At 68.9% G+C, this 10542-nt stretch carries 9 protein-coding genes; 2 read left to right on the top strand and 7 right to left on the bottom strand.

Going from position 1 to position 10542, the window contains the following annotated elements:
* Positions 1-529: 529 nt before the first annotated feature.
* The 3 genes from BLT82_RS35495 to thyX all read right to left on the bottom strand — a co-directional run bounded on the left by BLT82_RS35495 (position 530) and on the right by thyX (position 4166).
* Positions 530-2215: a ribonuclease J gene (locus BLT82_RS35495; protein ID WP_093662457.1), complete on the bottom strand. Its 1686-nt coding sequence runs from the start codon at positions 2213-2215 to the stop codon at positions 530-532.
* Between the two features lie 125 nt (positions 2216-2340).
* A complete protein-coding gene (gene dapA / locus BLT82_RS35490) occupies positions 2341-3240 on the bottom strand; it encodes a 4-hydroxy-tetrahydrodipicolinate synthase (RefSeq protein ID WP_093662455.1) in 900 nt (299 codons plus the stop codon).
* A 188-nt stretch (positions 3241-3428) separates the two neighbouring features.
* On the bottom strand, positions 3429-4166 hold the full coding sequence (thyX, locus tag BLT82_RS35485; RefSeq protein ID WP_093662453.1) for an FAD-dependent thymidylate synthase: 738 nt from the start codon (positions 4164-4166) through the stop codon (positions 3429-3431).
* A 192-nt stretch (positions 4167-4358) separates the two neighbouring features.
* Between thyX and BLT82_RS35480 the strand changes: the two genes are divergently transcribed.
* The gene (locus BLT82_RS35480; RefSeq protein WP_093662451.1) at positions 4359-4598 is read left to right on the top strand and encodes a hypothetical protein; all 240 of its coding nucleotides are present in this window, start codon (positions 4359-4361) and stop codon (positions 4596-4598) included.
* A 121-nt stretch (positions 4599-4719) separates the two neighbouring features.
* Positions 4720-5271, top strand: a complete 552-nt coding sequence (locus tag BLT82_RS35475; protein WP_093662449.1) for a hypothetical protein — start codon at positions 4720-4722, stop codon at positions 5269-5271.
* Between the two features lie 220 nt (positions 5272-5491).
* On the opposite strand, the gene BLT82_RS35470 is transcribed toward BLT82_RS35475, so the two are convergent.
* From BLT82_RS35470 to BLT82_RS35455, 4 genes are read right to left on the bottom strand one after another with little or no spacing between them, the layout of a single operon-like run.
* Positions 5492-5944, bottom strand: a complete 453-nt coding sequence (locus BLT82_RS35470; RefSeq protein ID WP_093662447.1) for a tetratricopeptide repeat protein — start codon at positions 5942-5944, stop codon at positions 5492-5494.
* Between the two features lie 8 nt (positions 5945-5952).
* Positions 5953-6705 carry a 4-hydroxy-tetrahydrodipicolinate reductase gene (dapB, locus tag BLT82_RS35465; RefSeq protein ID WP_093662445.1) on the bottom strand — a complete coding sequence of 251 codons (753 nt, stop codon included), beginning with the start codon at positions 6703-6705 and terminating at the stop codon, positions 5953-5955.
* Between the two features lie 37 nt (positions 6706-6742).
* A complete protein-coding gene (locus BLT82_RS35460; protein WP_093662443.1) occupies positions 6743-8122 on the bottom strand; it encodes a M16 family metallopeptidase in 1380 nt (459 codons plus the stop codon).
* Positions 8119-10344, bottom strand: a complete 2226-nt coding sequence (locus BLT82_RS35455; protein WP_093662441.1) for a polyribonucleotide nucleotidyltransferase — start codon at positions 10342-10344, stop codon at positions 8119-8121. Before BLT82_RS35455 ends, BLT82_RS35460 begins: the two co-directional genes overlap by 4 nt.
* Positions 10345-10542 lie beyond the last annotated feature (198 nt).

The following is a 10542-nucleotide window of genomic DNA, read 5'->3' as shown; positions in this document are numbered from 1 at the left end:
TCTCCGTGAATGCTTCCCCGTGATCGGGGCGAACACATCACGAGAGCGGAACCGGGAAGAGGAATAGTCTTCCCGGTTCACAGCGTCCTCGCTGTGTTTTTTCAAAGGAACCACGACCATCCGTGCGGATGGACGGGGTTATCAACATATCTGGCGTTGACTTTTGGCACGCTGTTGAGTTCTCAAGGAACGGACGCTTCCTTCGTACTCACCCGCAGAACATTCTCTGGGGCTTTCCTCCGGGCGCTTCCCTTCGGTGTTTCCAACCTTACCAGATCCGTTTTCCGTTCCGTTCCCGGTTCGGAATTCATTTCCGGTGGCCGCTGGAGGGCCTTTTGCCTTTCGGCTGCCTTTCGGCGCGTCCGACTTTATCAGAGATTCTGAGTCGGATTTCCCGACCCGTTGTGGAGACCTTTCGAGCGCACATCGGCGCTTCGGGTTTCCCTCGGGCGGAGACGCCAACGTACTGGAGCGGGGCGGCCCGATGCAAATCGAGGGCCGCCCCGCTCCGTACTCGGTCGACGAGTCGTCAGACCTCAACGACGACCGGCAGGATCATCGGCCGGCGGCGGTAGCTGTCGGAGACCCACTTGCCGATCGTGCGGCGGATCAGCTGCTGCAGCTGGTGGGGTTCGGCGACCCCGTCGGCCCCGGCCTTCTGGATGGCTTCCTCGATCCTGGGCATCACCGCGTCGAAGGCGGCGTCCTCGATGCCGGATCCGCGGGAGTGGATGTTCGGCCCGCCCACCACCTTCCCGGTCGTGGAGTCGACCACCACGAAGACCGAGATGATGCCCTCCTCGCCGAGGATGCGGCGGTCCTTCAGGGAGGCCTCGGTGACGTCGCCGACGGAGAGGCCGTCCACGTACACGTATCCCGCCTGGACCTTGCCGCTGATCCTGGCCCTGCCGTCGACCAGGTCGACGACGACTCCGTCCTCGGCGATCACGATGCGGTCCTTGGGGATGCCCGTCAGGGCTCCGAGCTCGGCGTTGGCGCGGAGGTGGCGCCACTCGCCGTGGACCGGCATGAGGTTCTTCGGCCTGCAGATGTTGTAGAAGTACAGCAGTTCGCCGGCGGAGGCGTGGCCGGAGACGTGGACCTTGGCGTTGCCCTTGTGGACGACGTTCGCGCCCCACCGGCTCAACCCGTTGATCACGCGGTAGACCGCGTTCTCGTTGCCCGGGATCAGCGAGGACGCCAGGATCACCGTGTCGCCCTGGACGATCCGGATCTGGTGGTCCCGGTTGGCCATGCGGGACAGCGCCGCCATCGGCTCGCCCTGCGAACCGGTACAGATCAGCACGACCTTGTCGTCCGGCAGGTCGTCGAGTGTCTTGACGTCCACGACGAGGCCGCCCGGCACCTTGAGGTACCCGAGATCGCGGGCGATGCCCATGTTGCGGACCATGGATCGGCCGACGAAGGCGACCTTGCGGCCGTACTCGTGGGCCGCGTCCAGGATCTGCTGCACACGGTGGATGTGGCTGGCGAAGCTGGCCACGATGATGCGCTTGCCGGCGTTCGCGAAGACTCCGCGCAGCACGTTCGAGATGTCCCGCTCGGCGGGGACGAAGCCGGGGACCTCGGCGTTGGTCGAGTCGGACAGCAGGAGGTCGATGCCCTCCTCGCTCAGGCGCGCGAATGCGTGCAGGTCCGTCAGGCGCCCGTCCATCGGGAGCTGGTCCATCTTGAAGTCGCCCGTGTGCACGACCGTCCCCGCGGGGGTGCGGATGGCGACCGCGAGCGCGTCCGGGATGGAGTGGTTGACCGCGATGAACTCGCAGTCGAAGGGGCCGACTTGCTCGCGCTGCCCCTCCGCGACCTCCAGGGTGTACGGACGGATGCGGTGCTCCTGGAGCTTCGCCTCGATCAGGGCGAGGGTCAGCTTGGAGCCGATCAGCGGGATGTCCGGCTTCAGGCGGAGCAGATACGGCACCCCGCCGATGTGGTCCTCGTGGCCGTGCGTGAGCACGATGCCCTCGACGTCGTCGAGGCGGTCCACGATTGTGGTGAAGTCCGGCAGGATCAGGTCGACGCCGGGCTGCTCCTCCTCGGGGAAGAGTACGCCGCAGTCGACGATCAGGAGGCGGCCGCCGTACTCGAAGACGGTCATGTTGCGGCCGATCTCGCCGAGACCGCCGAGCGGTGTGACGCGCAGGCCACCCTTGGGGAGCTTCGGCGGAGCGCCGAGTTCGGGATGCGGATGACTCAAAAGACTCTCCTCACGACGCGCGCCACGTACCGCTTGGGCACGTGGCGCGCATGACATTCGTGCACTTGCTGTTGTCGTCCGGTCGTTCGTATTCAGTTGGACGTATTCAGTTGTGAAGTCTGTGGTTACAGCTGTACCCCGCCGGCCGCGAGATCGATCTTCAGCTGTGCCGTCTCGGCCTCGCCGAGCTCGACGAGCGGGAGCCGCAGCGGGCCCGCGGGCAGGCCTTGCAGGGTGAGCGCGGCCTTGGTGGTGATGACGCCTTGGGTGCGGAACATGCCGGTGAAGACCGGGAGCAGCTTCTGGTGGATCTCGGTCGCCTTCTGCACGTCTCCCGCCGTGTAGGCGTCGACCAGGGCACGGAGCTCCGGGGTGACGACATGGCCGACCACGGAGACGAAGCCGATGGCACCCACGGACAGCAGCGGCAGGTTGAGCATGTCGTCGCCCGAGTACCAGGCGAGTCCGCTGCGGGCGATGGCCCAGCTGGCGCGGCCGAGGTCGCCCTTGGCGTCCTTGTTCGCGACGATCCGCGGGTGGTCGGCCAGACGCACGATCGTCTCGGTGTCGATCGGGACGCCGCTGCGGCCGGGGATGTCGTACAGCATCACCGGGAGTCCGGTGCTGTCGGCGATGGCCGTGAAGTGCCGGTACAGGCCCTCCTGCGGCGGCTTGTTGTAGTACGGGGTGACGGCCAGCAGGCCGTGCGCGCCTGCGCGCTCGGCGGCACGTGCCAGTTCGATGCTGTGCTGGGTGTCGTTGGTGCCGATCCCGGCGACCACGTGCGCCCGGTCGCCCACGGCTTCGAGGACGGCCCGGACGAGCTGGTCTTTCTCCGCGTTGCTGGTGGTCGGGGACTCACCGGTGGTGCCGTTGATGATCAGGCCGTCGTTGCCTGCGTCCACCAGGTGGGTGGCGAGCCGCTGCGCGCCGTCGAGGTCGAGCGCGCCGTCCGCCGTGAACGGCGTGACCATGGCGGTGAGGACCCGCCCGAAGGGGGTCTGCGGAGTGGAGATCGGTGCCATGGGTAACACGCTACTCGTTGCTCAGCGCGGAGGGTCCCCTTGGGGGACGTGACGTATCCCTGCTCAGTGGAGCCCGGCACTGCCTGCTCGGGGGTTCAAGCAGTGCCGGGTCCGTTTGATCAGCCTAGATGAACTTCTCGAAACGCCGCAATACGGACACCGAGTAAGGCTGACCGTACATCTGTGCCCTACGGGGCCACACGACCGTTGGCATTGAAGGCCGCGTAGGTCAGGGGCATGAGCTTCGCCCAGTGCTCCTCCATGCGCTCGCCGACCATCTCGATCTCCCGTTGCGGGAAGGACGGGACCCTGGCCAGCTCGTGCTGGGTGCGCAGGCCGAGGAAGTGCATCAGCGAGCGGGCGTTGCAGGTCGCGTACATCGACGAGTAGAGGCCGACGGGCAGGACCGAGCGGGCGACCTCGCGGGCCACTCCGGCGTCGAGCATCTCCTGGTAGGCCTCGTACGCCTGGCGGTACGAATCCTCCATCACCCGGCCGGTCAGCTCCTGCTGGGCCTGGGTGCCCTCGACGAAGACGTACTTGCCGGGGCGGCCCTCCTGCACGAGCTTGCGCGACTCGTCCGGCACGTAGAAGACCGGCTGGAGCTCCCGGTACCTGCCGGACTCCTCGTTGTACGACCAGCCGACGCGGTGGCGCATGAACTCGCGGAAGACGAAGATCGGGGCGCTGATGAAGAAGGTCATCGAGTTGTGCTCGAAGGGGCTGCCGTGGCGGTCCCGCATCAGGTAGTTGATCAGCCCTTTCGACCGCTCCGGGTCCTTGGAGAGCTCGTCCAGCGACTGCTCGCCCGCGGTGGAGACCCGAGCCGCCCACAGCACGTCGGAGTCGCCGGCGGTGTGCTTCACCAGCTCGACGGTGACATCGCTGCGGAAGCTGGGCTTGATGTCGTCGGGATTCCGGGTCACCGGCGGGGGTCCTTCCAGTCGCGTCGCTCGGACGGCGCCCATTCTCTACGGTCGCTCGTTCCAACGACGAAGGGGGGCGGACCGTCCCGGTTTCTCCACGTCCGATTCACTGGATTCGGGCACCAAACTCCGGTTATACGCGTCTGTACCAGTAGCCACGTTTCGTCACAGACCCCGAGGGGGGCTCGCTCCATGTTCCGCCGGCGAGAAGCCGTTCCGTTCGCGTTCGTCGCCGAGGCCGACCGCTTCCGCAGCAACGTCACCCCGCCGCCCCGGCGGCGGCCCAGTGCCTCCCAGCTCGTCGGCCGTACGCTGATCGGCCTGACCGTGGTGGCCGGGCTGGTCGGGTCCCTGCTCTTCGGGCTTCCGGCGCTGGAGGCTCCGGTCTCCCCCAAGGCACCCAGCCAGGCCCAGCAGTCCGAGGACCGCTGACGCCCATCCCGGCCGGCTTGCCGGGATGCACCCCCATGGCCCCCCTGGGGTGGCCGGTCGCCGGGCGCCTCGGTAGCCTCACCGGTCACAGCCCCAAAGTGGTGACGAGTGAGGACCAGCCGTGCCCCTGCCCTTTCTGACGGCGGACCGTGCCTTTGACGCTGCGGACGACGATGTCGCTCTGCCGTTCGATGATCACGATCTGTGGCGACGTCCGTACCGTCCGGGCCCATGGCGGGTCGGTGGGGCGGCGCTGCTCCTGCTGCTGGCCTCGTTCGTCCTGCTCGCGGCCATGGTCATCGCGTTCGCCGGTGCGCTGCCCGGAGCGACGGTCTGCATCGGCGTCGCCGCGCTGTTCATCTGCGGGGCGCTGCGGATCCTGCGCATGGGCACCTGGGTGAGCCGGCACGGTCTGCGGCACGTCGCGCTGTTCTCGACCACCACCCTGCCCTGGGCCAAGGTGAAGGCCCTGCGGACCGCGCAGCAGCCGGTCCGGTGGCTCGGTCTGCCGCGGACGGTCCAGGGCCAGGCGCTGGTGCTCGTGCGCGACGGCGACGAGCCGGTCACGCTGCTCACCGACCACAACGGGGACTTCCTGTCGCGCGTGGAGGCGTTCGACCGCGCGGCCGACACGATCGAGGCGTGGGGCGCGGAGTACGGACCGGAGCGCTGAGCCGGTCTCCGCGGTTCTCCACGGCAGCGGCGGTTCTTCACGGCAGCGGCCCGGGGCGCACCCGGGCCGCTGCCGCATCGGGGAACGGGACCGCCTCCTCCGTTCGAGCGAAACCGCCCCACCCGGCGCGGGCCGTACCGGCGCGCTCCCCCCGCATGCCGCTCGGCCTGTGACGGGCGGCGCGGGCCCGGTCCGGCCGGGCGGTGTCCAAGGCGTCGGGTCAGACCCCGAGCTGCCTTCCCTCGTGGAGCGCGATCGCGCGCTGCATCGCCTTGCGGGCCCGCGGGGTGTCCCTCGCGTCGTGGTAGGCCACGGCGAGCCGGAACCAGCAGCGCCAATCGTCCGGCGCGTCCTCGGTCTCCGCGCGGCGCTTGGCGAAGACGGCGTCGGCCGAGTCGCGGTCGATGCGCCCGCCGGCCGTACGGACCAGTTCGTCGACGGGCAGCCCGCCCTCGGCGTCGAGCTCCGCCGCCAGGGCGTTGGCCTTCCTGACGAACTGGGTGTTCTTCCAGAGGAACCAGATGCCGATCAGCGGCAGGATCAGCACCGCGACGCCGAAGGTCACGGTGAGCAGGGTGCCCTGCTCGATGAGCAGCACGCCCCGGCTGCCGACCAGGACGAAGTAGACGACCAGGACGGCAGCCGTGACGAAGTAGGAGATCTTGGCACGCACGGGGATCCTCAGCCGAGGTCGAGGTAGTTCTCGAGGCCGAAGGTCAGCCCGGGCGTGTCGACCACGCGGCGCACACCGAGCAGGATGCCCGGCATGAAGCTGCTGTGGTGCAGGGAGTCGTGGCGGATGGTGAGGGTCTCGCCCTCGCCACCGAGCAGGACCTCCTGGTGGGCGAGCAGGCCGCGCAGCCGTACGGCGTGCACCGGCACCCCGTCGACGTCCGCGCCGCGCGCGCCGTCGAGTGCGGTCACGGTGGCGTCGGGCTGCGGGGCGCAGCCGGCCTCGGCGCGCGCCTCGGCGATCAGCTGGGCCGTGCGCGTCGCGGTGCCGGAGGGGGCGTCCGCCTTGTTCGGGTGGTGCAGCTCCACGACCTCGACCGACTCGAACCAGCGGGCGGCCTGGGCGGCGAACTTCATGGTGAGGACGGCGCCGATGGAGAAGTTGGGCGCGATCAGCACACCGGTCTCCGGTGAGGCGGCGAGCGAGGTCCGCAGATGCGCGAGGCGCTCGTCGGTCCAGCCGGTGGTGCCGACCACGGCGTGGATGCCGTGGCGCACGCAGAAGTCGAGGTTGCCCATGACCGAGGCGGGGGTGGTCAGTTCGACGGCCACCTGGGCGCCGGTGTCGACGAGGGTCTCGAGCTTGTCGCCCCGGCCCAGTGCCGCGACGAGCTCCATGTCGTCGGCGGCTTCGACGGCTCGCACGGCCTCGGATCCGATGCGGCCCTTGGCACCGAGGACGGCCACGCGCAGCTTGCTCATTGCTCTGCTCTCTCTACGGGACGACGGGACAGCGGGACTACGAGACTGATTCGTGCAGGCGGTCCGCCTGCTTGTCCTTCAGCGGGCCGATCACCGACAGCGAGGGGCGCTGTCCCAGGACCTCCCGCGCGACCGCGCGCACGTCGTCGGGTGTGACCGCGGCTATGTTCGCCAGCATGTCGTCGACGGACATCTGGGTGCCCCAGCACAGCTCGCTCTTCCCGATGCGGTTCATCAGCGCGCCGGTGTCCTCCAGGCCGAGGACGGTCGAGCCGGAGAGCTGGCCGATGGCACGGTCGATCTCGTCGTCGGCCAGTCCCTCGCCGGCGACGCGGTCGAGCTCGTTGCGGCAGATCTTCAGCACGTCGTGGACCTGGTTGGGCCGGCAGCCGGCGTAGACGCCGAAGAGTCCGCAGTCGGCGAAGCCCGAGGTGTACGAGTACACGCTGTAGGCCAGGCCGCGCTTCTCGCGGACCTCCTGGAACAGCCGCGAGGACATGCCGCCGCCGAGGGCGGTGTTCAGCACGCCGAGCGCCCAGCGCCGGTCGTCGGTCCTGGCGAGGCCGGGCATCCCGAGGACGACGTGCGCCTGCTCGGTCCGGCGCTCGAGGACCTCGACGCGGCCCGCGGTCCGCAGGTTCCGGCGGCCGTCGCGGGGGGCGACCGGCCGGGCGTCGGTGCGGGTCAGTGCACCGGCCTGTTCGAAGGCCTTGCGGACCTGGCGCACCACGGTCGCGTGGTCGATGTTGCCCGCGGCGGCGACGACCAGATGGGTCGGGTCGTAGTGCTTGCGGTAGAAGCGCGAGATCTGCGCACGGTTGAGCGCGTTGATCGTGTCCACGGTGCCGAGCACGGGGCGGCCGAGGGGGGTGTCGCCGAACATGGTGCGCGCGAACAGGTCGTGCACGACGTCACCGGGGTCGTCCTCGGTCATCGCGATCTCCTCGAGGATGACGCCGCGCTCGGCGTCCACGTCCTCGTCGAGGATCAGCGAACCGGTCAGCATGTCGCAGACGACGTCGATCGCCAGCGGCAGATCCGTGTCGAGCACCCGCGCGTAGTAGCACGTGTACTCCTTCGCCGTGAAGGCGTTCATCTCGCCGCCGACCGCGTCGATGGCGGCGGAGATGTCGAGGGCGGAGCGCTTGTGCGTGCCCTTGAAGAGAAGGTGCTCCAGGTAGTGGGTGGCGCCGTTCAGCGAGGGGGTCTCGTCGCGCGAGCCGACGTGCGCCCAGATGCCGAAGGTGGCGGAGCGTACGGACGGCAGGGTCTCGGTGACGATGCGCAGTCCGCCCGGGAGGGTGGTCTTGCGGACCGTGCCGATGCCGTGCTCGCCCCGGAGAAGCGTTTGGGTACGGGCGACGGCCCGCGCCTCCGAGGAGGTGCGGGCCGTCGTCCTGGCACTACGCGACGTCACTTGTCGGTGTCGTCCTTCTTCTCGCCCTCGTCGGCGCCGTCCTCGCCCTCGATCACGGGGATGAGGGACAGCTTGCCGCGCTGGTCGATCTCGGCGATCTCGACCTGGACCTTCTGGCCAACGCCCACGACGTCCTCGACGTTCTCCACGCGCTTGCCGCCGGCGAGCTTGCGGATCTGCGAGATGTGCAGCAGGCCGTCCTTGCCCGGGAGCAGGGAGACGAACGCACCGAAGGTGGTGGTCTTGACGACCGTGCCCAGGTAGCGCTCGCCGACCTCCGGCATGGTCGGGTTGGCGATGCCGTTGATCGTGGCGCGGGCGGCCTCGGCGGCCGGGCCGTCGGCGGCACCGATGTAGATGGTGCCGTCGTCCTCGATCGTGATCTCGGCGCCGGTGTCCTCCTGGATCTGGTTGATCATCTTGCCCTTGGGGCCGATGACCTCGCCGATCTTGTCCACGGGGATCTTCACGGTGATGATCCGCGGGGCGTTCGGGGACATCTCGTCCGGCGTGTCGATCGCTTCCATCATCACGTCGAGGATGTGGAGGCGGGCGTCGCGGGCCTGCTTGAGGGCCGCGGCCAGGACGGAGGCCGGGATGCCGTCCAGCTTGGTGTCGAGCTGGAGGGCGGTGACGAACTCCTTGGTGCCGGCGACCTTGAAGTCCATGTCACCGAACGCGTCCTCCGCACCGAGGATGTCGGTGAGGGCGACGTAGTGCGTCTGGCCTTCGATCTCCTGGGAGATCAGGCCCATGGCGATACCGGCGACGGGGGCCTTCAGCGGCACACCGGCGTTCAGCAGCGACATGGTGGAGGCGCAGACGGAGCCCATGGACGTCGAGCCGTTGGAGCCGAGGGCCTCGGACACCTGGCGGATCGCGTACGGGAACTCCTCGCGGCTCGGGAGCACCGGCACGATGGCGCGCTCGGCGAGCGCGCCGTGGCCGATCTCGCGGCGCTTCGGCGAACCGACGCGGCCCGTCTCACCGACGGAGTACGGCGGGAAGTTGTAGTTGTGCATGTAGCGCTTGCGGGTCACCGGGGAAAGGGTGTCCAGCTGCTGCTCCATGCGGAGCATGTTCAGGGTGGTGACGCCCAGGATCTGGGTCTCGCCACGCTCGAACAGGGCCGAGCCGTGGACCCGCGGGATGGCCTCGACCTCGGCGGCGAGCGTACGGATGTCCGTCACGCCGCGGCCGTCGATGCGCTTCTTCTCCTTGATGACGCGCTCACGGACCAGCGACTTGGTCAGCGAGCGGTACGCGGCGGAGATCTCCTTCTCGCGGCCCTCGAACTCCGGCAGGAGCTTCTCGGCGGCGAGCGCCTTCACACGGTCCAGCTCGGCCTCGCGCTCCTGCTTGCCGGCGATGGTGAGCGCCTGGGTGAGCTCGCTCTTGACCGCGGCGGTGAGGGCCTCCAGCACGTCGTCCTGGTACTCCAGGAAGACGGGGAACTCACCGGTCGGCTTGGCAGCCTTCGCGGCGAGGTCCGCCTGGGCCTTGCACAGGACCTTGATGAAGGGCTTCGCGGCCTCGAGACCGGCGGCGACGACCTCCTCGGTCGGCGCCTCGGCGCCGCCCTTGACGAGCTCGACCGTCTTCTCGGTGGCCTCGGCCTCGACCATCATGATCGCGACGTCGCCGTCCTCCAGGACGCGTCCCGCGACGACCATGTCGAAGACGGCGTCCTCGAGCTCGGTGTGGGTCGGGAAGGCCACCCACTGGCCGTTGATCAGAGCGACACGGGTGCCGCCGATCGGGCCGGAGAACGGCAGGCCGGCCAGCTGCGTGGAGCAGGAGGCGGCGTTGATCGCGACCACGTCGTACAGGTGGTCGGGGTTGAGCGCCATGATCGTCTCGACGATCTGGATCTCGTTGCGCAGGCCCTTCTTGAAGGAGGGGCGCAGCGGCCGGTCGATCAGGCGGCAGGTCAGGATCGCGTCCTCGGACGGCCGGCCCTCACGGCGGAAGAAGGAGCCGGGGATCTTGCCCGCGGCGTACATCCGCTCCTCGACGTCGACCGTCAGGGGGAAGAAGTCCAGCTGGTCCTTGGGGTTCTTGGACGCGGTGGTGGCCGACAGCACCATGGTGTCGTCGTCCAGGTACGCCACGGCGGAGCCGGCGGCCTGCTTGGCCAGGCGGCCCGTCTCGAAGCGGATCGTACGGGTGCCGAAGGAGCCGTTGTCGATGACGGCTTCGGCGTAGTGGGTCTCGTTCTCCACCAGCGATATCTCCTCGTCTGCGTCCTCCGGCCCGCATGGCGGGAGGACGGTGGCGGAGGAGCGCGCCTTGCGTGCGGGCCGGTCTTCGATCGAAGCACCCGGTCGACATGGCTTCCGGGGGCCACTACCGAGGACCGGCGGCGGGGGGCGCTCCTCCTCGTTCGGTATTCCGTTTCGGCAATGCGTTGTGCGACCAGA

This window comes from Streptomyces wuyuanensis, assembly GCF_900103455.1.
Classification (GTDB): domain Bacteria; phylum Actinomycetota; class Actinomycetes; order Streptomycetales; family Streptomycetaceae; genus Streptomyces; species Streptomyces wuyuanensis.
The sequence above is the reverse complement of the archived record's forward strand: the minus strand, read 5'-3'. Positions and strand labels throughout refer to the sequence as shown.